Below are 21,632 nucleotides of genomic sequence, written 5' to 3'. Positions count from 1 at the left end.
TGCATTTTTTGCAGCGCAAACCCGCGAAAAAATTCTTTGATGGCGACAGGGCTGGCTCCCTATAGTCGAAGCGTCACCTCTCCCGCCTGCTCCCGGACTGCTGCCGAAGGCTCCGCGGGCCGCCTTGGTCCTGTCGATGCCCGCTGCCCCGCCCTTCCGCCAAGCTACCGCCAACCCCACCGCTCCCGGCGGTGCGCGGGCAGTAGCACGCTGCGACGCCCTGGGCGTTGCGCCTTATAGCGACAGCGACACCGGGTTGTTCCGCGGTTGGCTCAGCCCTGCCCATCGCGCCACGGTGCAACAGGTCAGCACCTGGATGGCAGCGGCCGGCATGCAGGTGCGGATCGATCCGCTCGGCAGCCTGGTCGGCCACTACGCCGGTACGCAGCCAGATGCGCCCGCACTGCTGATCGGCAGCCACCTGGACAGCGTGCGCGATGCCGGCCGCTACGATGGCCCGCTCGGCATCCTGCTGGGCATCGAATGCGTGGCAGCTTTACATGCACAGGGACGACGCCTGCCGTTCCCTATCGAGGTCATCGCCTTCGGCGACGAAGAAGGCTCGCGCTTTCCTGCCTCGATGTTCTGCAGCCGCGCAGTCGCCGGCGCGCTCGACCCCGCCACGCTGCACGTCACCGATGCAGCAGGCATCGATGTCGCAGCCGCGTTGGCGAACTGGGACCTGGATATCGCGCAGATCCAGCACGCCGCACGCGCCCCGGGCAGCGTGCTGGCGTATCTGGAAACCCATATCGAACAAGGCCCGGTACTGGAAGCCGAAGGCCTGCCCGTTGGCATCGTCAGCGCGATTGCCGCGCAGCGCCGCTTTGCGCTGCGCTTCGACGGCCGTGCCGGGCACGCCGGCACCACCACCATGACGCTGCGCCGCGACGCATTGAGCGCCGCCGCCGAGGCGCTGCTGGCCATCGAACGCATCGCGCGCGCGCGCAGCAGCGACCTGGTCGCCACCGTCGGCAAACTGCAGGTCGCACCGGGCGCCACCAACGTGGTGCCAGGCCGTGTGGACTGCACGCTGGATGTGCGCGCCGGCAGCGATGCAACCCGCGATGCGGCCGTGCGCGAAATCGAACACGCGCTCGCGCAGATCGGCACGCAGCGCGGTATCGCCATCGCCATCGAGCCGCTACAGACACTGGCCGCCTGCCCATGCGCCCCGGCCCTGATCACGCGCCTGGAACATGCAGTTGCCGCGCAGGGCGTCGCACCGCGGCAACTGGTCTCCGGTGCCGGCCACGACGCCATGGTGATGGCAGCGCTGTGCCCCACCGCGATGCTGTTCGTGCGCTGCGCCAGCGGCATCAGCCATCATCCGGACGAACATGTCGACCCGGACGATGCCGAGCTCGCACTGGCGGTCATGCGCCACTTCATCGAACACCTGGGAGATTCCCTTGTCACCTGATTTGCGCCACCTGCATACCTTCGGCGAACTCGATCCCCCGCAGCGCCTGTTGATGGGCCCGGGCCCGGTCAATGCGCATCCGCGCGTGCTGCGCGCGATGGCGGCCGATCTGCTGGGCCAGTTCGACCCGGAAATGACCACCTACATGAACGAGGTGATGGCACTTTATCGGCCGTTGTTCGGCACCGAAAACCGCTGGACGTTTCTGGTCGATGGCACCGCGCGTGCCGGTATCGAAGCGGCGCTGGTCTCGCTGGTGAGCCCGGGCGAGCGCGTGCTGGTGCTCAACTTCGGCCGCTTCGGCTTGTTGCTCACCGAAATCCTGGGCCGGCTCGGCGCCGAGGTGCACACCGTGGAGGCGCCGTGGGGCGAAGTGCTGCCACTGAGCGCCATTGCCGAGGCGATCGAACGCGTGGCGCCAAAGCTGGTGGCCAGCGTGCACGGCGACACCTCCACCACCATGGCGCAGCCGCTCGACGGCGTCGGCGCACTCTGCCGCGCGGCCGGCGCACTGAGTTATGTGGACGCCACCGCCACCATCGGCGGCATGCCAATCGCCAGCGACCGCTGGGAGATGGACGTGGTCACCGGCGGCTTGCAGAAGTGTCTGGGCGGGCCGTCCGGCTCGGCGCCGATCACCGTGTCCGAGCGTGCGGCCGAGGCGATCTTCGCGCGCCGCCATGTCGAATGCGGCATCGTGCGCGCCGACATCGTCAACGGCAGCGGCCCGCGTATCGCCTCCAATTATTTCGATCTGGCGATGATCATGGATTACTGGTCGGACAAGCGCCTCAACCACCATACCGAAGCCACCACCATGCTGTACGGCGCGCGCGAATGCGCACGCGTTGCCCTGCAGGAAGGCCTGGACGCCCGCTTCGCACGCCACGCAGCGGCAGGGCGCGCAGTGAGTTCCGGCATCCGCGCACTGGGGCTGGAGGTGTTCGGCGACGATGCGCACCGCATGACCAACGTCACCGGCGTGGTGATTCCGCCCGGCATCGACAGCGATGCGGTGCGCCGCCGCATGCGCGAAGATTTCGAGATCGAGATCGGTACGGCGTTCGGGCCACTACAGGGCAGGATCTGGCGCATCGGCGCGATGGGCTACAACGCGATGAAGCACAAGGTGCTGATCACCCTGGCCGCGCTGGAAGCGGTGCTGCGCGCCGAAGGCTATGCCTGCACACAAGGCCTGGCGGTGGAAGCGGCACTGGCCGCCTGGCACGCGGGCCCGCAGGCATGAACGCCGCGCGCGACCTGGCCGGCTATGGCGCCACGCCGCCTGCGGCGCAGTGGCCGGGCGGCGCGCGCATCGCGGTGCAATTCGTCATCAATTACGAAGAAGGCGCGGAAAACTGCGTGCTCAACGGCGATGCCGGTTCCGAGGCGTTTCTGTCGGAAATGGTCGGTGCGCAAGCGCAACCCGGCGCACGCGCCATGGCGATGGAAAGCCTGTACGAATACGGCAGCCGCGCCGGTTTCTGGCGGCTGCACCGGCTGTTCACCACGCGCAACGTACCGGTGACGGTGTTCGGTGTGGCGCAGGCGTTGGCAGCCAATCCCGACGCGGTCGCCGCGATGCAGGCGGCCAGCTGGGAAATCGCCAGCCATGGCCTGCGCTGGATCGACTATCAACAGGTGGATGAAGCCACCGAGCGTGCGCACATCGCCCAGGCCATCGCCGTGCATACGCGCGTCACCGGCAGCCGCCCGCTGGGCTGGTACCAGGGCCGCACCAGCCCCAACACCGCGCGCCTGGTTGCCGAAGAAGGCGGCTTCATCTACGACGCCGACAGCTATGCAGACGATGTGCCGTACTACGACAACCGCCACGGCCGCGCGCAGTTGATCGTGCCTTACACGCTGGATGCCAACGACATGAAATTCGTCGCCTACAACGGCTTTGCCGATGGCGAACCGTTCTTCCGCTATCTGCGCGACAGCTTCGAACAATTGCGCAGCGAAGGCGGGCGCATGCTGTCAGTTGGCCTGCACGGGCGCATCGTCGGCAAGCCGGCGCGCGCGGCAGCCCTGGCGCGTTTTGTCGACCATGTGCTGGCCAGTGGCGATGCCTGGATTGCGCGCCGCATCGATATTGCGCGCCATTGGCTGCAGGTGCACCCGGCATGAGCATTGCAGCTTCCGATATCGACCTGCCCGAGGTGATCGCGCAAGTGACTGCCGCCTTCCATGCCTACGAAGCAGCGCTGATGCGCAACGACATCGCCGCGATGGACGCGCTGTTTCATGCAGCGCCCAGCACCGTGCGTTACGGCGTGGGCGAGGTGTTGTACGGCATCGAGGCGATTCGCGCATTTCGCATCGGCCGCGGTGGCTCGCCGCGGCGCCAGCTTGCGCATGTGGACGTCCATGGCTTCGGCCGCGACTTCGCCACCACGCATGCAGAATTCATCCGGGAAGGCAGCAGCGCGCGCGGGCGGCAAAGCCAGAGCTGGGCGCGCTTTGCCGACGGCTGGAAAGTGGTGGCCGCACATGTCTCGCTGCAAGGCACGCACGCATGAGCGTGGGCGACGACCGCATGCTGGACGATGCCGCCTTCGTGGCGCGCTACCGCGAACTGTTCGAGCACTCGCCGTGGGTGGTGGAGCGTGCAGTGCGGCGGCGGCCGTTCGAGGATGTGCATCGCGGCCTGATGCAGGTTGTCCACGACGCATCGCCGGACGATCAGGTCGCACTCATCCGTGCGCACCCCGAGCTGGCCGGCAAGGCGGCCATCGACCGCACGCTCACGGCCGCATCGGCCGCAGAGCAGGCCTCGGCCGGGCTGGACCGGCTCAGCGAAGACGAATTCAAGCGCTTCCACGCGCTCAATCAGGCCTATCGCCACCGTTTCGGATTTCCGTTCGTGATCTGCGTGCGGCTGCACGACAAGGCCGGCATTCTGGCCGCACTGGAGCGGCGGCTGGACGCATCGCGCAACGCAGAGATCGCCACCGCCATCGCCGAAATCGGCAAGATCGTTCACCTGCGCCTGGAGGCACTGCCATGAGCCTGGCCCAACTCGAACGCGCGCTCGCCCGCGACCTGCAATGCCTGGCCCATGGCGGCGATGCCTGGGTACAACCGCGCGTACATCCGGCCGGGCAGGTCTTTGATGTGGTGATTGTCGGCGCCGGCCAGAGCGGGCTGGGTGCAGCGTTCGCGCTGCAACGCGAGCGCGTGCACAACGTGCTGGTCATCGACGAAAACCCGGCAGGGCAGGAAGGCCCGTGGGTGACCTATGCGCGCATGCAGACCTTGCGCACGCCCAAGCACATCACCTCGATCGACCTGGGCGTGCCATCGCTCACCTTCCGCGCCTGGTGGGAAGCCCAGCACGGCAGCGCCGCATGGGACGCGCTGGACAAGATTCCGCGTGGCCGCTGGATGGACTATCTGCGCTGGTATCGCGCAGCGCTGCGCTTGCCGGTGCGCAACGCCACCCAGCTGGTGCGCGTTGAGCCGGAAGTGGCGCCGGGCATCCACCGCCTGCATCTGGCGATGGGCGCGCCGCTGCTGACGCGCAAACTGATCCTGGCCACCGGCATCCAGGGCGGCGGCCAGTGGGTGGTGCCCGACTGGATCAGCCGCGCCCTGCCCGCGCAGCGCTACGCGCACAGCTCCAGCCACATCGATTTCGCCGCACTGGCAGGCAAGCGCGTGGGCATCCTGGGCGGCGGTGCCTCGGCCTTCGACAATGCCTGTTTTGCGCTGGAACAAGGCGTCGCCAGCGCGGAAGTGTTCGTGCGCCGCAGCGAATTACCGCGCATCAACCCGTTCCGCCACATGGAACAGGCCGGCATCATTCCGCGCTTTCTGACCCTGCCGGACGCGGACAAGTACCGCATGATGGCGAGCTTCTTCGCGCACAACCAACCGCCCACCAACGACACCTTCCAACGTGCCTGCGCGCACGCCGGCTTCGCCCTGCATCTGGGCGCGCCGTGGCTGGAGGTGGCCGAGCGCGATGGCGAAATTGTGGTGCGCACGCCGCAGGGCGAACACCGCTTCGATTTTCTGGCGGTGGCCACTGGCCTGGTCACCGACCCGCAGCTGCGCCCCGAGCTGGCCGCATTGTCCGGGCGTATCGCCTGCTGGAGCGACCGCTACCAACCACCGCCAGGCCAGGCCAACCCGGTGCTGGACGCGCACCCCTACCTGGGGCCGGGTTTCGAACTGCTGCCACGCACGCCCGGCGACGCAGCGCTGCTGCATGGGCTGTTCGCCTTCAACTACTCGGCGCTGATCAACCACGGCCCCTCGGCTGCGGCGTTGTCCGGGCTCAAGGTCGCCCTGCCACGGCTGGCCCGCGCGGTCGCCGACCAGCTGTTTCTGGACGACCGCCAGGCCATCGTCGAGACCTATCTGGCCTACGACCAACCCGAGTTCGTCGGCCAATGGCCACAACCGACCCAGGCGGTGGCATGAGCACGCTGTCCACGCATGTGCTGGACACCGCCAGCGGCCGCCCCGCTTCCGGCATGCCGCTGCGCCTGTTCGCAGGCGACAGCTTGCACTTCGACGGTGTCACCAACCAGGACGGGCGCTGCCCGGAACTGGCCGCACTCACGCTGCCGCCCGGCCGCTATCGGCTGGAGTTCGAGGTCGCCGGCTATTGGCGCACAGCCGGCGTCGCCCTGACCGACCCGCCGTTCCTGGAGCAAGTGCCCATCGCTTTCGGCATCGCCAACGACGGCCACTACCACGTGCCGCTGCTGCTCTCGCCGTACGGGTATTCCACTTATCGCGGCAGCTGAGCGACTTCAGGTCCGCAACGGACAGGGTCGGCATATGCCGCGTTGCGCATCGGCCCCGTAGAATGACGCCTTTCCGGCGACAGGCCGGGGCACCGGAACGGTCATGATCCACAACGATGTACTGCGTAGCATCCGCTACATGCTCGACCTCAGCGACGACAAGGTGGTGGACATCGCCCACCTGGCCGACCCCGAGTTCGCGCTCGACAAGCCGCAGGTACAGGCCTGGCTGAAGAAGGAAGACGAGCCCGGTTTCGAGCCCTGCACCGATGCGATGCTGGCGCGTTTTCTCGACGGCCTGGTGCTGCGCTTCCGCGGCCGCGACGAGACCCAGCCGGCACGCCCGCTGGAAACGCGCGTCGGCAACAACCTGGTGTTGAAGAAGCTGCGCGTGGCTTTCGAATTGAAGGACGTCGACATGCACGCCATCTTCGCCAGCGCCGGCTTCCCCCTGTCCAAGCCGGAACTCTCCGCACTGTTCCGCCAGCCCGGGCACAAGAATTTCCGTCCCTGCGGCGACCAGCTGCTGCGCGCCTTCCTCAAGGGCCTGACCGCCCGCATGCGCGAAGCCGGTTGAAGTGTGGATGTTGAGATCGGCCTGACGCAGCCGGTCTGACGACACCGCGACGCGATGTCGTCGTTCTTCAACAGAGCCCATAGCAAACTCCCTGGTGCGGCGATTCCGTTCTTCAACGAAGTCGCGCGAAACATTCTGGCGCGGCGCCCTGACCGAGTTGCGGGCCCGTTGGCGGCATGGACGCCACCCTCGAGCCCCATGGATGAGTTCCCAGTGCGTCCCGCGAGCGGTGAGGCATCGCGCACTCGACGTCTTTGCGTGTGCTGCAAGGCCCTTGCCCGTCCACCATCGCAGGACACGCCGTGAATCCGTCCCCGGAGGCTCTGGCGCGGCATCCATGCCGCTCAAGGTCCCGCGACGGTGGGCGGGCAAGGACCAGTAAGTTGGTCGGTGCGCAAAGTCTTCAAAAAGCGATTAGCTAACTGGCGACGCGGTGTCTTTGCTCTTCAACAAACCACCAGCAAACTGTCTGGTGCTGTGTCCTCGCCGATTGCGGGACCGTTGGCGGCATGGATGCCGCCAACGAGCCCCCATGGACGGGTTAACGGAGTGTCCCGCGAGCGGTGAGGACACCGCGCCCTCGACCAATCGGGCTTTTGACTGCATCTAATTTTGCCTGCATCTAGAAGATGCTACGACTCGCATCCCGATTACTTTGAAGTGTCGGACAGTGCAGTAAATCAATTACAGAGCTTTAGCGCACGCGTTGGCGGCAGGGCCCTCGCCCGCCTACCACTGCACCGGCGACCTGTAGTGCATCTGCTTGACGTAACCGCACCGGTCCGCTGGCTGCGCCCTATCGCACGTCACACAGTCTCGCGTTGCCACCCGGCCGTACCGCACGTCGTCGCCGCAGCCTGCCGCACCCCGTATCCTTCCCGCGCATGACCGACCCCGCTTTTCCGATCTCTCCGTTGTTGCCGCAGATTCGCGACAGTCTTGCCGCCCATCCGCGGCTGGTGCTGGAAGCGCCGCCCGGCGCCGGCAAGACCACCCAGGTGCCGTTGGCGCTGCTGGATGCGCCGTGGTTGGCAGGCCGCAAGATCGTGATGCTCGAACCGCGCCGTGTGGCCGCCCGCAGCGCAGCGACGTTCATGGCGCGCCAGCTCGGCGAACCGGTCGGCGAGACGGTGGGCTACCGCATCCGCTTCGAGAACAAGACCTCCGCGCGCACCCGTATCGAAGTGGTCACCGAGGGCATCCTGACCCGGCTGATCCAGGACGACCCGATGCTGGAAAGCATCGGTGTGCTGTTGTTCGACGAATTCCACGAACGCCATCTGGCCGGCGACCTCGGCCTGGCGCTGGCGCTGGACGTGCAGGCCCAGGTACGCGAGGACCTGCGCATCGTGGCGATGTCGGCCACCCTGGATGGCGAGCGGCTGGCCGGCTTTCTTGGGGCCCCGCGTTTGAGCAGCGCCGGGCGCAGCTTCCCGGTGGAGGTCGCGCACTTTGCCGCACGCCGCGACGAAGCGCTGGAGCCGCAGACGCGGCGCGCCGTGGAGCACGCGCTGTCCACCCACCCCGGCGATGTGCTGGTGTTCCTGCCTGGCCAGCGCGAGATCGCACGCGTGCATGCCGCGCTGCAGGAAGCCCTGGACCCGGCCGTGCAGGTGCTGCCGCTGCATGGCGAGCTGTCGGTGGAGGCGCAAAGCCAGGTGCTGCAGCCCGACCCGCAGGGACGCCGGCGCGTGGTGCTGGCCACCAATGTCGCCGAATCGTCGGTGACCTTGCCCGGCGTGCGCGTGGTGATCGACAGCGGCCTGGCGCGCGAGCCGCACTACGACCCCAACAGCGGCTTTTCGCGGCTGGACGTGGCCACCATTGCGCAGGCCTCGGCCGACCAACGCGCCGGCCGCGCCGGGCGTGTGGCCAGTGGCTGGGCCTACCGGTTGTGGCCGCAATCGCAGCGGCTGGAGCCGCAGCGCCGCGCCGAAATCACCCAGGTGGAACTGGCCGGACTGGCGCTGGAACTGGCCGCCTGGGGCAGCGCTGCGCTGCGCTTTGTCGATGCGCCACCGAGCGGTGCGCTGGCCGCCGCGCACGAGCTGCTGCAGCGGCTGGGCGCGCTCACCGCGAGCGGCAGCATCACCGCACTCGGCCGGCGCATGCTCGCGCTGGGCACGCATCCGCGTCTGGCCGCGATGCTGGCGCAAGCTGGCGATGCGCCGCGTGTGGCGCTGGCCTGCGACCTGGCCGCGTTGCTGGAAGCACGCGACCCGCTGCGTCAGGGCGGCGACGGACTGGCCGCGCGTTGGCGCGCGCTGGCGGCATTTCGTCAGGGCCGCAGCGCCGCCGATGCCAATCGCGGTGGCCTGGCCGCGATCGACAGCGCCGCCAGACAATGGCGCCGCCGCTTGCGTTGCGACAGCGCCCCACCCGCCAGCGTGGAAGCGCACGCGCTCGGCGACCTGCTGTCGCACGCATTCCCCGACCGCATCGCCGCACGCCACCCGGCCGACCCGCTGCGTTACCTGCTCGCCAACGGCCGCAGCGCGCGCCTGTTCGACCACAGCGATCTACGCGGCGAACCATGGCTGGTCGCCAGCGAACTGCGCTACGAAGCCAAGGACGCGTTGCTGCTGCGCGCCGCACCGGTGGACGAAGGCTATCTGCGCCGCAGCGTGCCCGAGCGCTTCGTGCAGCAGGACGTAGTGCAGTGGGACGCGGACAAGCGCGCCCTGGTCGCGCGCCGGCAATCCAGTTTCGACCGCATCGTGCTCGACAGTCGCCCGGCCGGCCGCGTCGACCCCGCGCATGCGGCCGGCGCGCTCACCGAGGCGGTCCGTCAACTCGGTCTGGACGCCTTGCCATGGACTGACAACCTGCAGCAGTGGCGCGCACGCGTGCAGTCGCTGCGCGTGTGGATGCCGGAGCTCGCCTTGCCCGATCTTTCCGACAGCACGCTGCTGGACACGCTGGACAGCTGGCTACGCCCGGCCTTCGCCGGCAAGACCCGCCTGGACGCGCTGGACGAAGCCAGCCTGGGCGAGGCGCTCAAGGCCGCGCTCCCGTGGGAGCGCCGCCAGGCCATCGACCGCCACGCGCCCACCCGCATCAGCGTGCCCTCCGGCATGGAGCGGCAGATCAGCTACGCCCTCGACCATGCCGGCCAACCGTTGCCGCCGGTGCTGGCGGTCAAATTGCAGGAACTGTTCGGCCTGGCCGAAACCCCGCGCATCGCCGATGGCCGCATCCGGTTGACCTTGCATCTGCTCTCGCCGGGCGGGCGCCCGCTGCAGGTGACCCAAGACCTGAAGAGCTTCTGGGCCAATACCTATCCGGATGTCAAAAAAGAGATGAAGGGGCGGTATCCGCGGCATCCGTGGCCGGACGATCCGTGGACCGCAGCGGCAACGCACAGAGCAAAACCACGTGGCACGTAATAGCTCCTTCTCCCGGCGGGGCGAGAAGGCACGGCTGGCGGCGCCACTGGCGCGCGTGCCTTGGAGCGCCTGCGCCGCAAGCGCGGGTCGTGGCGCGAAGCGGGGGTTGGGGTGAGGGTACGGGGCGAAGCCATCGCGTTGTTCAACCACACCAGGCTTCGCCCGCACCCTCATCCGCCCTGCGGGCACCTTCGCCCGACGGGAAAAGGAAGCGCAGCACGTGCCCAGCGGATCCGCTTTCATCGCTACCACCTACTCGCGTGCCCCAACGCAGCGCGGCACTACTTAACCGTCAGCCAAACAGCCCCCGAACCCGCTAACACCGTCTATACGCACCAACCCACAGACTGCGCACCACGTACTGAGAAAGGAAACGCCTCCAATGAGCAAGCTGACTGTCATCACCGAACGCGCCCTGGAGCGTGCCCTGGAACTGGCCGGCACTGCGGGCGACCAGTTGCGTCACGCCGCGTCCAGTGCGGGCGATCAGGCACGTCACGCCGGCAGCAGCCTGCGCCACTTCGGCCCTGGCGCCAGCGAATGGCTCAAGACCGGCGCCGCGCTCGGTGCAGTGCGCACCGGTGGCAAGGTGGCCAGCAAGCTGGTCAAGCGCAATCCGGCCGTCACGGTTGCCGCAGCGGTCGCAGGCCTGGGCCTGATCGGCTATGCGGTGTACCGCAAGCGCCAGCGCGATCAGCAGGTGCTCGGCGGCAATGTGCATCGTCTGGACCGCGAACACGCCAGCAATGCCAACGCACGCCGCGCGGCCTATCAGCGTCGCGGTGCAGTGACCCCGAGCGACGGCATCGAATAGGCCACCGCTTCAGGCAAGACCTAAGCGCCACGGCCCTGCGCCGTGGCGTTGTCGTTTATGGCATCTACGCAATGCGTTGCATGTAACTGCATGCGACCCACGTAACGCCTCAACGCCGGCTCCGCCCCGGCCGCGCGTTGGGCGTGTCTTCAACGCGCCACTGGCCCGGTGCAAGCGTGTCCAGCTGCCAATGGCCGATCGCCACGCGCACCAAACGCAAGGTGGGCAAGCCCACCGCTGCGGTCATGCGCCGCACCTGGCGGTTGCGGCCTTCGGTGATCTGCAGTTCCAGCCAGGCATCGGGCACGGTCTTGCGCACGCGCACCGGCGGATCGCGCGGCCACAGCTGCGGTGCCGGGTCGAGCCTGCGCACCTGGGCCGGCCGGGTCGGGCCGTCGTTGAGCAGCACACCCTCGCGCAAGAACTGCAATTGCTCGGCTTGCGGTTCGCCTTCCACCTGCACCCAGTAGGTTTTGGGCTGCTTGTGGCGCGGGTCGGTCAGCCGATGCGCCAATGCGCCGTCATCGGTCAGCAACAGCAGTCCTTCGCTGTCGTGATCCAGTCGGCCTGCCGCATACACATCGGCCGGCAATCCGAATTCGGCCAGCGTGCGCTTGGGCGGCTGCGAGCGGTCGCTGAATTGCGACAGCACGCCGTAGGGTTTGTTCAACAGCACCAACATGCCAATCCTGTTGCGTAAAAGCGAGCAGTGCCCGCATGCCGCACAGTCACTCCCTGTGCATCCACACCATCGTCAATGCAGCGCTGACAACTGCGTGCATGCCTAACGCGCACTGCGCGCCGGCATGCACGCATTCCCTATCACTGCTTGACGAACTTCAAGGTCATGCGGTCGCTCTCGCCGATCGCCTTGTATTTGGCATCGTCGGCCTTGTCATGGCTGTTGCTCGGCGGCAGCGTCCACACACCACCCGGGTAATCCTTGGTGTCGCGCGGGTTGGCATTGACCTCGCTCTTGCCGGCCAAGGTGAAGCCGGCCGCTTCGGCCATCGCAATCACCTGCGCCTGGCCGACATAGCCGCTCTTGTCGTCGGCCGGGACGTCGGTCTTGGCACGATGCTCGACCACGCCGAGCACGCCGCCGGGCTTGAGCACCTTGTAGAAGCCGGCAAACATCGCCTCGGCATTGCCGGCCATGCGCCAGTTGTGCACATTGCGGAAGGTCAGCACCAGGTCGGCCGAGTTATCCACGCCGAACGATGGCGATTTGGGCACATACGACACGAACGCGGGCTTGCCATACAACTCGGGCTTGGCCTGGAACTTCTTCTCCAGCTCGTCGCGCGCGCGCTGCGCGTAGTCGCGGCTACGGCCTTCGGGTGCCGACGCCGGGTCGACCACCGCAGCCACGTACTTGCCCTTCTCGCGCAGGTATGGCGCCAGGATTTCCGAATACCAGCCGCCGCCCGGGGTGATCTCGATGACGGTCTGGGTCGGCTTGATGCCGAAGAACGCCAGCGTCTGCCCGGGGTGGCGATACTGGTCGCGCTGCACGTACACGCGGTCGCGCCAGTTGCCGTCGATGGCCGCCTGCAACGCGGTATCGGGCGCCGGCAACGTCGCGCTATCGGCAGGCTTCACGGCCATCGCCAGCGGTGCGCTCAGCGCCACCACCACACTCATCACACATGCACAGGCCAGCTTGTTGCGGATCATCGCAGCGCCCTCTCCGGGAAAAAGTAGCGCGAGCCTAGCATGCGTTCCTGAGCCTGCCATGTGCCCGCAGCGGCGTGGCGCTGGACGTGTTGCGGCGCGCCCTGCCATCGGCATGTTCAGATCCTGTGAGCCGCCGAGGACGATCGGCGGAACGCTGAATCCACGCAGGTGTCACACGCAACATCGGTAGGCGTGACTATCCTGTGCGCAGTTCGCATCAGGAGCATCCACGATGACCCAAGCCCGTGCACTCGGCCGCTCCGGCCTGCAGGTTCAACCGATCGTCTTTGGCGGCAATGTGTTTGGCTGGAGCGCCGATGAAGCGACCTCGTTCGCCTTGCTCGATGCCTTCGTCGATGCCGGCTTCAATCTGATCGATACCGCCGATGCGTACTCGGGCTGGGTGCCGGGCAATCGCGGCGGCGAATCGGAAACCATCATCGGGCGCTGGCTTGCGCGCAGCGGCAAGCGCGACAAGGTGCTGCTCGCCACCAAGGTGGCCAAGTGGAGCGAGCACCCGGGCCTGTCGCCGGACAACATCGCCGCGGCGGTAGAAGACTCGCTGACGCGTCTGCAGACCGATGTGATCGATCTGTACCAGGCCCACGAAGACGACGAATCGATTCCGCTGGAAGCCACGCTTGCCGCGTTCGGCCGGCTGATCGAACAAGGCAAGGTGCGTGCGATCGGGGCATCCAACTACAGCGCTGCACGGCTGCGCGATGCGCTGGACATTTCCGAGCAATACACACTGCCGCGCTACGAAAGCCTGCAGCCGGAATACAACCTCTACGACCGCGCCGGCTACGAAGCCGAACTCGAACCGCTGGTACGCGAGCGGGAGCTTGGCGTGATCAGCTACTACTCGCTGGCCAGCGGGTTTCTCACCGGCAAGTACCGCAGCGCCGACGATGCCGGCAAGAGCAGCGCGCGTGGTGCGTCGGTGGTCAAGCAATACGTCAACCCGCGTGGTCTGCGCATCCTGCAGGCGCTGGACGATCTGGCCGTCACGCACAACGCCACGCCTGCACAGATCGCACTGGCCTGGCTGATCGCACGCCCTGGCCTGACCGCGCCGATCGTCAGCGCCACCAGCGTGACCCAGCTGCACGACGTGCTGGCCGCTGCGCGCGTGTCGCTGAGTGCCGAGCAGATTGCCCAGCTCGACAGCGCCAGCGCCCCGGAGCCATCGGCAGCCGCGTAATGCAGCCGTAGCGACGTCGTGTTCCTTGCCGCGCACGCGCCCTGTCGCCCCTCTTCCCTCCCTCGTGCAGCTGCCCCGGCAGCTGTGCTCCCTCGACCGCGCACGCGCGGCCTCCTTGCGAGGAAATCCCCATGCCATCGATTACCAACCGCCGCATCGTGCTGGCTTCGCGCCCGCACGGTGAACCCAGCGCCGACAACTTCCGTCTCGAAGAGGTGGCCGTCGCACCCACCGGCCACGATCAGATCCTGGTACGCAACCGTTTCCTGTCGTTGGATCCCTACATGCGCGGACGCATGGACGAAGGCCCGTCCTATGCCGCGCCGGTCGCCATCGATGCGGTGATGGAAGGCGGCACCGTCGGCGAAGTCATCCACTCACACAACGCCGACTATCACCCTGGCGATCTGCTGGTGCTGCCCGGCGGCTGGCAGACGCATAGCCTGCTCACCCCGACGACGCCGCTGCGCAAGCTGCCCAAGGAAGACAGCCTGCCGCTGAGCACCGCGCTCGGCGTGTATGGCATGCCCGGCTTTACCGCGTATGCCGGCCTGCATGAAATCGGCAAGCCGCAGCCCGGCGAAACGCTGGTGGTGGCCGCCGCCAGCGGCCCGGTCGGTGCCACCGTGGCGCAGCTGGCACGCCTGCAAGGCCTGCGTGTGGTGGCCATCGCCGGTGGCGAAGACAAGGTGCGTTACCTGCGCGAGACGCTGCGGGTGGATGCGGCGCTGGACCACCGTGCCGACGACTTTGCCGAGCAGCTGCGTGCCGCCACGCCGGACGGCATCGATATCTATTTCGAAAACGTCGGCGGCAAGGTCTTCGATGCGGTGTTGCCGCAGCTCAACGACTTCGCCCGCATCCCGGTCTGCGGCGTGATTGCCACCTACAACAGCCGTGGGCAAGCGCTGCCCGGCCCGGATCGCCTGCCCGGGTTCATGGGCCAGGTGCTGCGCAAGCGCCTCACGGTGCGCGGCTTCATCCAGCACGATTTCATCCGCCTGATGCCGGCCTTCCTGCGCGAGATGGGCCAGTGGCTGCGCGAGGACAAGATTCAATACCGCGAGCATGTGCTGCACGGCCTGGACAGCGCACCGCAGGGCCTGATCGACCTCCTGCGCGGCAAGAATTTCGGAAAAGCCGTCGTCGCCCTCGACTAACCAAACTCATGGTGCTTTGCGCACCTTTCGCTCTTGCGATTCCCCATTCCCCATTCCCCATTCCCCATTCCCCATTCCCAAAGGAAAAAAATGACTGTCCCCGCATTCGGCCTCGGCACCTTTCGCCTCAAAGACCAGGTGGTCATCGACTCGGTGCGCAACGCATTGGAGTTGGGCTATCGCGCTGTCGATACCGCGCAGATCTACGACAACGAAGAGCAGGTCGGCGCAGCGATCGCAGCTTCCGGCGTGCCGCGCGACCAGCTCTATCTGACCACCAAGATCTGGGTCGACAAGTTCGGTGACGGCGCCTTGCTGCCGAGCCTGCAGGAAAGCCTGCGCAAGCTCGGCACCGGGTATGTCGATCTCACGTTGATCCATTGGCCTTCGCCGAACGATCAGGTGCCGATGCGCGCGTATCTGGAAGCGCTGGCGCAGGCCAAACAGCAGGGCCTGACCGGCGAGATCGGCGTGTCCAACTTCACCATCGCGCTGACCAGGCAGGCCATCGAGATCCTGGGCGCCGACGCCATCGCCACCAACCAGATCGAAGTGCATCCCTATCTGCAGAATCGTGCCTTGACCGATTTCCTGCGCGAGCAAGGCATCCATGTCACCTCGTACATGACGTTGGCCGTGGGCGAAGTGCTCAAGGATCCGGTGATCCAGGCGATCGCCGCACGCCATGCTGCCACCCCGGCGCAGGTCACCCTGGCCTGGGCATTGCAGCAGGGTTACTCGGTGATTCCATCCTCGACCAAGCGCGAGAATCTGGAGAGCAACCTCAAGGCGCAGACGCTGCAGTTGAGCGAGCAGGACATGCGCGACATCGCCGCACTCGACCGCGGGCATCGCCTGGCCAACCCCAAGGCCATCGCGCCCGAGTGGGATTGATTGTCTGATGCATGCCGGCAGCGCTCGGCATCAGGCGAGCGCTGCCGGCATGCGACATCGACAGGTTGCCTCAGGAATCTTTCTGACTCCCGCGCAGGCGGGCGCGTCGCCCACACGTCACCGCGTCGCTTATTGCTGAGGTTGTCTGCGGCCAGGCCCGCGCATCGATCATTGGCCTGAAATATCTGCGGCACGACGACTGCGGGGCGCCGCAGTCGCTGCAGCTCCGCGGTTGAAAGCTCCAGCCGCATCGCTCGGTCAGTGGCAGCCACTGCATCACGACCGCTCGTCGTCGCAGGCTGGCCCACCTGCGCAGCCGCTGCTACGGTGCCCGCACAGGGGGTAGTCCCGGTCACGGAGTCCTACCCATGCACAGCGCATCCGTCTTGACCCGCCGCAGCGTCAATCTCGACGCCGAGATCGCCTACTGGCGCGACGTGCACGCCGAAGGGCATCTGGGTGGCTATGCCTTCGCCGACTACACCCGGCTGCTTACCCTTGGCTACGACATCTACCTGGCCTACCCGCGCGCCACCGAAGCACAGCTCTATCGCGTGCTGCAGGATGGCTATTACCAGTGCCTGCCGATGCTGTCGGTGCCATGGGATCAGGCGCGCTGGATCGTGCGGCACGCTTGGCGGCATCTGGAAGATGCAGCCGTCCGGCATTGAGCCGGGTACAGAGAATTTGCTGAGCAATCGGCGTAGAGCGCACCCGTAAAACGCTGCGCTACTTCGTACCTGCCCCTAATTCGGCGGCGCTGCAAAGCCTGCACACGATGATGTGCTGCCTGGACTCGACTCCACCAAGCAGCCAGTCCATTGCAGTGCGAATCAGGCAGCGGCGCAGTGTTGCGCCGGCAGCGTTTTCTCGCTCGGGGGAGCATTCGCCATAGCGTGCCAAACCGTATCGGCAGACGCGGCCAAACTCACCGTGCGTTGCAGCACAACTCGCCCTACAACCGGCGCGTCAACCCGATAGCCGCGCTAGTTCAGCTGACCGATCGCCATTGCCTGGCGGTCGATACGGTGCTTCTCGGCCAGTGCCTGCATGCCCTGCAAGGTCGAGGCGATCAGGCTGGCGTAGCGCAGCCGCCACAACGTGGCGCGGTCGTCGTCGTCGTGCGTATTGCCCAGGCCGTCGAGCACCTGCGGCAGGCGGCGGTCGGCCAATGCGGATGCAGCCAGGTAGGGCTTCGCCGGTGCGATGACGTCGACTGGCGCGCGCCAGTCGTTGGCCACCTGCCGGGCGATGCCGGCCAGGTGCGACAGCTGGTGCATGCCGATCAATGTCTCGTGCAGCATCTCGCGGCACGCCCACTGCCACAGCGCCACCTTCTCCGATGGGTCCTGGGCGATCTCGGTCAGCGCCAGGTCTACCTTTTCGATGCGTGGGTCGAGCATTGCGGAGCTCCGATGCTGCTGTGCAACATAATTCACACCATCTGCCGTGAGAATCAAGTGAGCTAATCGTTTAAACGCGGTCCATGTGCCGATGCACGACCCGGTTCACGCTTTGCGGCAACCGCCCGTCGGCGACGACCTGCGGCACCCTGACTTTCTTCCCATGGCGACGTCCACCGCACTGCGCAATGCTGCAGGCCCCGATTCCAAGGCCACTGCCATGCGCGGCACCCTCTTTCTGGCACCGCTGCTGCTGGTGGCCGCCTGCGCTGCGCATGCCGAGACCGCGACACCCAAGCTGTCGTCGCAGCAATGCGATGTCAGCACCTCCTACGACGTACTGGCAGACAGCGGTGGCATCTGGCTGCGCCGCAAGCAGGGCGTCCCGCGCGAGATCTTCTTCCACGGTGGCGAGCTCAACGTGGATCGCCAGCCGCAACCGGTCAGCGCCGCCGACGCGCAACGGTTGCGCGAGCTCGAACAGAGCACCCGCGCGTTGATGCCGGCAGTGACGTCCATCGCCCAGTCGGTGGTCGACATCTCCTTCGATGCGCTGGGTGGCGTGGTGCACGTGCTGTCGGGCAGCGCGCGCCAGCAACGCAAGGTCGGGCAGTTGCGTACCGCCGCACGTGCGCAGGTCGATGGCAGCCTCGGGCGTGGGCGCTGGGAGCAGGATGCCTTCGACGAGCGCTTCGAAGCCAGCGTCGAGGACGCGGCCGAGGAGCTGGCCGGCAGCCTGGCCCGCAGCGTGCTATGGACGGTGATGACCGGACGCGCCGCGCAGCTGGAGCGCCGTGGCGCAGCACTGGACGCGCAGATGGAGCAGCAACTGCTAGGCCGCAGCCACGTGCTGGAAGCGCAGGCCCGCACCCTGTGTGTGCAGGCGCAGGCGCTCTACGCGGTGCAGCAGGCGCTGGAGTACCGCTTCGATGGCGAGCGCCTGCAGATGCTGAAACGCAATACGCATCCGCAGACGCCACCGGAGGATGCAACGGTTTCCAACAGCGTCGTGGCGACAGCGACGCGCTGAGACAACAGCTATCGCAATGCGCGCGTCCAGTCGATGCGTTCGTCGCGCAAACTGCGTTGCCTGCGTTGCAGACAGTGCACGCCGCGGACAGCCGATGCCGGTGCCGGCGGTCGAGTCATCGCGCAAGGCGTATGCCGGGATTTTGGAAACCTTCTCAAGCCACAACGAACAACGGCCCGACGCATGCGCCGGGCCGTTGCTGACACCGTCGCGCGCAATGCGCACGACGGTCAGGCCGGCATTACGCCAGGGTCAGGGTGACGTCGATATTGCCGCGGGTGGCATTGGAGTACGGGCAGACCTGGTGGGCCTTGTCGACCAGCGTCTGCAGCTCGGCCTGATCCATGCCCGGCACGGCGATGCGCAGTTCCACCGCAATGCCGAAGCCGCCCGGGATCTGGCCGATGCCGACGCTGCTGTCGATGCTCACTTCGCCCGGCAGCTTGAGCTTGTCCTGTGCGGCCACGGCCTTCATCGCACCGATGAAACAGGCGGCGTAACCGGCTGCGAACAACTGTTCCGGGTTGGTGCCGTCGCCGCCAGCGCCGCCGAGTTCGCGCGGGGTGGACAGCTTGGCGTCCAGCGCCTTGTCCGAGGACACGGCACGCCCTTCGCGGCCGCCAGTGGCGGTGGCATGGGCGGTGTAGAGGACGTTTTCGGGTGAGGCCATGGTGATTCTCCTGGGTGAGCGCGGTCAGCGCATGAGGAATTGAATAGTTGACGATTGAATCGTGTACGACATGTTGCAAAATAAGGGAGGTGGCGCTGCTGCAGTTACCCGGTGCCGAGGCTGGAGCGTAACTTCTCCAATTCCTGCTTGAGTTGACGCAGTTCATCCAACGAACAGGCCGACGCGCAAAACACCTGCTCCGGCACCGCACCTGCCCTGCTGCGCAACGCGCGGCCGGCTTCGGTCAGCGCAATGATCACCTGACGCTCGTCGCTGGCCGCACGGGTGCGGGTGACCAGGCCGGCCGCCTGCAGGCGCTTGAGCAACGGCGTCAGCGTGGCCGAATCCAGATACAGCCGCTCGCCGATCTCCGACACGCTGCGTTCGTCGGTCTCCCACAACACCAGCATTGCCAGGTATTGCGGATACGTGAGGTCAAGGTCCTTCAGCAGCCCGCGGTAGAGCTTGTGCATCGCCAGGTTGGCCGAATACAGCGCAAAGCACAGCTGGTTATCCAGCTTGAGCAGTGCGTCGGTGCGGGCGGTGGTGGCCGTGGCGGTGTGCATGGCTGCAATTTACATAGCGCGCGATTCAATTGCAAGCGATTTTAAGTTGAGGCGCCATGATCCGCTGCGGTGGTCAGGGATAGCTGAACTCCTGAGTGACACAACATCATCGACAGTGACCGTACTGACGGCCATGTCGATGCGAACAATGGCCGTCGCGTCCCGACCCAGGACGCGTGCACTTAGGCTCGATGCGCAGCCGCCAGATAGTCCGCGCTCTGCATCTCGATCAGGCGCGAGGCGGTACGTTCAAAGGCACCGGCCAGGCGTTGGCCGCTGTACAACGCGGGCGGGGCGTCCTGTGCGGTGCAGACCAGATTGACGTGGCGGTCGTACAGCTCGTCGATCAGGTTGACAAAGCGGCGCGCGGCATCTTCGTTCATGCGGTCGAAGTGCGGGATGCCGCCCAGCAACACGGTGGTGAATTCGCGTGCAATCTCGATGTAGTCGCCGGGTCCGCGCGGGCCTTCGCACAGCGCGGCAAAATCGAACCAGGCGATGCTCTTGCCGCGTGCGCGCACTGGAATCTTGCGCGATTCGATTTCGATAGTGCCCGCGCGCGCCTCGGCATTGCCGCTCAACTCGCCCCACCGCTGCGCAAGCCAGTCATCGGCCTGCGCGTCCAGCGGCGCGCGGTACACCGGCGAGCGCGTCAATGCGCGCATGCGGTAATCCTCGGTGCCTTCTGCATAGAGCTCCACGCAGAACTTCTGCAGCAAGCCGATCGCCGGCATGAAGCTGTCGCGCTGCAATCCGTTGGCATAGAGATTTTCCGGCGCGGTGTTGGAGGTGGTCACCAGCGTCACGCCTTCGGCGAACAGCCGTTCGAGCAGGCGCGCCAGCAACATCGCATCGCCGATATCGGTGACGAAGAATTCGTCCAGTACCAGCACGCGCAGATTCTCGCGCCATTGCTGGGCGATCCGGGCCAGTGGATCGCTTTGCCCGGCATGCTCGCGCAACTGCTCGTGCACGCCGCGCATGAAGCGGTGGAAGTGGGTGCGGTATTTCTGCTTGATCGGCAGGCCGTCGTAAAACAGATCGACCAGAAAGGTCTTGCCGCGCCCCACTCCGCCCCAGAAGTACAAGCCGCGTACCGGCTCGGGTTTCTTCCAGAACGCCGACAGCCGGTCCAGCCAGCCGTCCTGCGCACTGTCCACCAGTGCGTCGTGGATACGGTCCAGCTCCGCCAGGGCCGCCTGCTGCGCAGGGTCGGCACGCCAGTCGCCGCGTTGTACGCCGGCGGCGTAGCGCTGCGACGGGGTCATCTCACTCATTGCATTCTCCGCGGGCCGGCTGCTGCCTGACCCGCTCAACGGCGCATCGCCGGGCGATACGCGTGGGCCGTGCCGCGGTCAGACTGCGGCCGGCAACCAGCGCCGGACACCATGCTGGATCGCACCGCGCAGGTCGATCAATTTGCGGTGGAAGAAGTGGCTCGTGTCGGGCATGCGCACCAGCTCGGGCTGCTGCTCCAGGGTGTCCAGCCAGTCGTAGACCGCTTGCGGGTCGACGATCTCGTCGGCATCGCCCTGGATCACCAACCACTGCGCAGGCGGCTGGATCGCGCTGAAATCCCAGCGCCCGGCCGGCGGCGCGATCGAGATCAGCACCTGCGGTGCGAGCGCGCCGGCAGCACGCAACGACACATACGCACCGAAGCTGAAACCGCCCAGCCACAGCGTGTCGCCCGGCCGCTGCGTGCGCACCCAGTTGGCGACCGCACGTAGATCGTCCTGCTCGCCATCGCCATGGTCGAACGCGCCAGCCGAGTTGCCGACGCTGCGGAAATTGAAGCGCACCACGGTGATGCCCAGCTCGCGCAGCGCGCGCGCGGCCATGGTGACGACCTTGTTGTGCATGCTGCCGCCCTCGGTGGAGAGCGGATGACAAAGGATGGCGGTGACCGCTTGCGCGGTGACGTCCGGCTCGGGCAGATCGACCGCGACATCCAGCGGGCCGACCGGCCCCTCCAGCGTCAACGCAGCCGATTCGGTGGGGAATAGTGGATTGGACATGCCTGCATAATAGCCGCCCCGCCGGCCGCGTTCATCGCCCTGCCTGCACA

At 66.7% G+C, this 21,632-nt stretch carries 22 protein-coding genes; 15 read left to right on the top strand and 7 right to left on the bottom strand.

Going from position 1 to position 21,632, the window contains the following annotated elements; genetic code table 11:
• Window positions 1–136 precede the first annotated feature (136 nt).
• From A7D16_RS08805 to A7D16_RS08760, 10 genes are all read left to right on the top strand, one after another.
• Window positions 137–1,423, top strand: coding sequence for an allantoate amidohydrolase (locus A7D16_RS08805; protein ID WP_064631765.1), 1,287 nt, complete (start codon window positions 137–139; stop codon window positions 1,421–1,423).
• Window positions 1,413–2,669, top strand: coding sequence for a pyridoxal-phosphate-dependent aminotransferase family protein (locus A7D16_RS08800; RefSeq protein WP_064631763.1), 1,257 nt, complete (start codon window positions 1,413–1,415; stop codon window positions 2,667–2,669). The genes A7D16_RS08805 and A7D16_RS08800 overlap by 11 nt, the downstream gene beginning before the upstream one ends.
• The gene (puuE, locus tag A7D16_RS08795; RefSeq protein WP_064631761.1) at window positions 2,666–3,556 is read left to right on the top strand and encodes an allantoinase PuuE; all 891 of its coding nucleotides are present in this window, start codon (window positions 2,666–2,668) and stop codon (window positions 3,554–3,556) included. The genes A7D16_RS08800 and puuE overlap by 4 nt, the downstream gene beginning before the upstream one ends.
• Window positions 3,553–3,948 carry an oxalurate catabolism protein HpxZ gene (gene hpxZ, locus A7D16_RS08790; protein ID WP_064631759.1) on the top strand — a complete coding sequence of 132 codons (396 nt, stop codon included), beginning with the start codon at window positions 3,553–3,555 and terminating at the stop codon, window positions 3,946–3,948. Before puuE ends, hpxZ begins: the two co-directional genes overlap by 4 nt.
• Window positions 3,945–4,436 carry a 2-oxo-4-hydroxy-4-carboxy-5-ureidoimidazoline decarboxylase gene (gene uraD, locus A7D16_RS08785; RefSeq protein ID WP_064631757.1) on the top strand — a complete coding sequence of 164 codons (492 nt, stop codon included), beginning with the start codon at window positions 3,945–3,947 and terminating at the stop codon, window positions 4,434–4,436. Before hpxZ ends, uraD begins: the two co-directional genes overlap by 4 nt.
• A complete protein-coding gene (hpyO, locus tag A7D16_RS08780) occupies window positions 4,433–5,854 on the top strand; it encodes an FAD-dependent urate hydroxylase HpyO (RefSeq protein WP_064631755.1) in 1,422 nt (473 codons plus the stop codon). Before uraD ends, hpyO begins: the two co-directional genes overlap by 4 nt.
• A complete protein-coding gene (gene uraH, locus A7D16_RS08775) occupies window positions 5,824–6,183 on the top strand; it encodes a hydroxyisourate hydrolase (protein WP_082925762.1) in 360 nt (119 codons plus the stop codon). The genes hpyO and uraH overlap by 31 nt, the downstream gene beginning before the upstream one ends.
• 103 nt (window positions 6,184–6,286) lie before the next feature.
• Window positions 6,287–6,760: a YehS family protein gene (locus A7D16_RS08770; protein ID WP_064631752.1), complete on the top strand. Its 474-nt coding sequence runs from the start codon at window positions 6,287–6,289 to the stop codon at window positions 6,758–6,760.
• A gap of 884 nt (window positions 6,761–7,644) precedes the next feature.
• Window positions 7,645–10,146, top strand: a complete 2,502-nt coding sequence (gene hrpB / locus A7D16_RS08765) for an ATP-dependent helicase HrpB (protein WP_064631750.1) — start codon at window positions 7,645–7,647, stop codon at window positions 10,144–10,146.
• 382 nt (window positions 10,147–10,528) lie between these two features.
• On the top strand, window positions 10,529–10,960 hold the full coding sequence (locus A7D16_RS08760; protein WP_064631748.1) for a hypothetical protein: 432 nt from the start codon (window positions 10,529–10,531) through the stop codon (window positions 10,958–10,960).
• A gap of 109 nt (window positions 10,961–11,069) precedes the next feature.
• Here the strand turns inward: A7D16_RS08760 and A7D16_RS08755 are convergent, their stop codons facing one another.
• Both A7D16_RS08755 and A7D16_RS08750 read right to left on the bottom strand, forming a co-directional pair.
• Window positions 11,070–11,642: a pseudouridine synthase gene (locus A7D16_RS08755; protein WP_064631746.1), complete on the bottom strand. Its 573-nt coding sequence runs from the start codon at window positions 11,640–11,642 to the stop codon at window positions 11,070–11,072.
• Between the two features lie 140 nt (window positions 11,643–11,782).
• On the bottom strand, window positions 11,783–12,637 hold the full coding sequence (locus A7D16_RS08750) for a class I SAM-dependent methyltransferase (RefSeq protein WP_064631744.1): 855 nt from the start codon (window positions 12,635–12,637) through the stop codon (window positions 11,783–11,785).
• A gap of 232 nt (window positions 12,638–12,869) precedes the next feature.
• Here A7D16_RS08750 and A7D16_RS08745 point away from each other — a divergent pair, with 232 nt between their 5' ends.
• The 4 genes from A7D16_RS08745 to A7D16_RS08730 all read left to right on the top strand — a co-directional run bounded on the left by A7D16_RS08745 (window position 12,870) and on the right by A7D16_RS08730 (window position 16,566).
• Window positions 12,870–13,841, top strand: a complete 972-nt coding sequence (locus tag A7D16_RS08745; RefSeq protein ID WP_064631742.1) for an aldo/keto reductase — start codon at window positions 12,870–12,872, stop codon at window positions 13,839–13,841.
• Window positions 13,842–13,972: 131 nt separating this feature from the next.
• Entirely contained in the window at window positions 13,973–15,001 is a 1,029-nt protein-coding gene (locus tag A7D16_RS08740) for an NADP-dependent oxidoreductase (RefSeq protein WP_064631740.1), read from the top strand.
• A gap of 90 nt (window positions 15,002–15,091) precedes the next feature.
• Window positions 15,092–15,895, top strand: coding sequence for a 2,5-didehydrogluconate reductase DkgB (dkgB, locus tag A7D16_RS08735; protein ID WP_064631738.1), 804 nt, complete (start codon window positions 15,092–15,094; stop codon window positions 15,893–15,895).
• Between the two features lie 368 nt (window positions 15,896–16,263).
• Complete coding sequence (locus tag A7D16_RS08730; RefSeq protein WP_064631736.1) at window positions 16,264–16,566, top strand: hypothetical protein; 303 nt, start codon at window positions 16,264–16,266, stop codon at window positions 16,564–16,566.
• Window positions 16,567–16,881: 315 nt separating this feature from the next.
• Here A7D16_RS08730 and A7D16_RS08725 read toward each other — a convergent pair whose 3' ends face one another.
• Window positions 16,882–17,298 carry a hypothetical protein gene (locus A7D16_RS08725; RefSeq protein ID WP_064631734.1) on the bottom strand — a complete coding sequence of 139 codons (417 nt, stop codon included), beginning with the start codon at window positions 17,296–17,298 and terminating at the stop codon, window positions 16,882–16,884.
• Between the two features lie 163 nt (window positions 17,299–17,461).
• Here A7D16_RS08725 and A7D16_RS08720 point away from each other — a divergent pair, with 163 nt between their 5' ends.
• Window positions 17,462–18,328 carry a DUF2884 family protein gene (locus tag A7D16_RS08720; RefSeq protein ID WP_064631732.1) on the top strand — a complete coding sequence of 289 codons (867 nt, stop codon included), beginning with the start codon at window positions 17,462–17,464 and terminating at the stop codon, window positions 18,326–18,328.
• 241 nt (window positions 18,329–18,569) lie between these two features.
• Here A7D16_RS08720 and A7D16_RS08715 read toward each other — a convergent pair whose 3' ends face one another.
• The 4 genes from A7D16_RS08715 to A7D16_RS08700 all read right to left on the bottom strand — a co-directional run bounded on the left by A7D16_RS08715 (window position 18,570) and on the right by A7D16_RS08700 (window position 21,582).
• A complete protein-coding gene (locus A7D16_RS08715) occupies window positions 18,570–18,998 on the bottom strand; it encodes an organic hydroperoxide resistance protein (protein ID WP_064631730.1) in 429 nt (142 codons plus the stop codon).
• A gap of 104 nt (window positions 18,999–19,102) precedes the next feature.
• The gene (locus A7D16_RS08710; RefSeq protein WP_064631728.1) at window positions 19,103–19,564 is read right to left on the bottom strand and encodes a MarR family winged helix-turn-helix transcriptional regulator; all 462 of its coding nucleotides are present in this window, start codon (window positions 19,562–19,564) and stop codon (window positions 19,103–19,105) included.
• 182 nt (window positions 19,565–19,746) lie between these two features.
• The gene (zapE, locus tag A7D16_RS08705; protein WP_064631726.1) at window positions 19,747–20,841 is read right to left on the bottom strand and encodes a cell division protein ZapE; all 1,095 of its coding nucleotides are present in this window, start codon (window positions 20,839–20,841) and stop codon (window positions 19,747–19,749) included.
• Between the two features lie 78 nt (window positions 20,842–20,919).
• On the bottom strand, window positions 20,920–21,582 hold the full coding sequence (locus A7D16_RS08700; protein WP_064631785.1) for an alpha/beta hydrolase: 663 nt from the start codon (window positions 21,580–21,582) through the stop codon (window positions 20,920–20,922).
• Window positions 21,583–21,632: the final 50 nt, after the last annotated feature.

The organism is Xanthomonas nasturtii (assembly GCF_001660815.1).
In the GTDB taxonomy this organism is placed as follows: domain Bacteria; phylum Pseudomonadota; class Gammaproteobacteria; order Xanthomonadales; family Xanthomonadaceae; genus Xanthomonas; species Xanthomonas nasturtii.
This window is presented reverse-complemented; position numbering and strand designations above follow the sequence as displayed.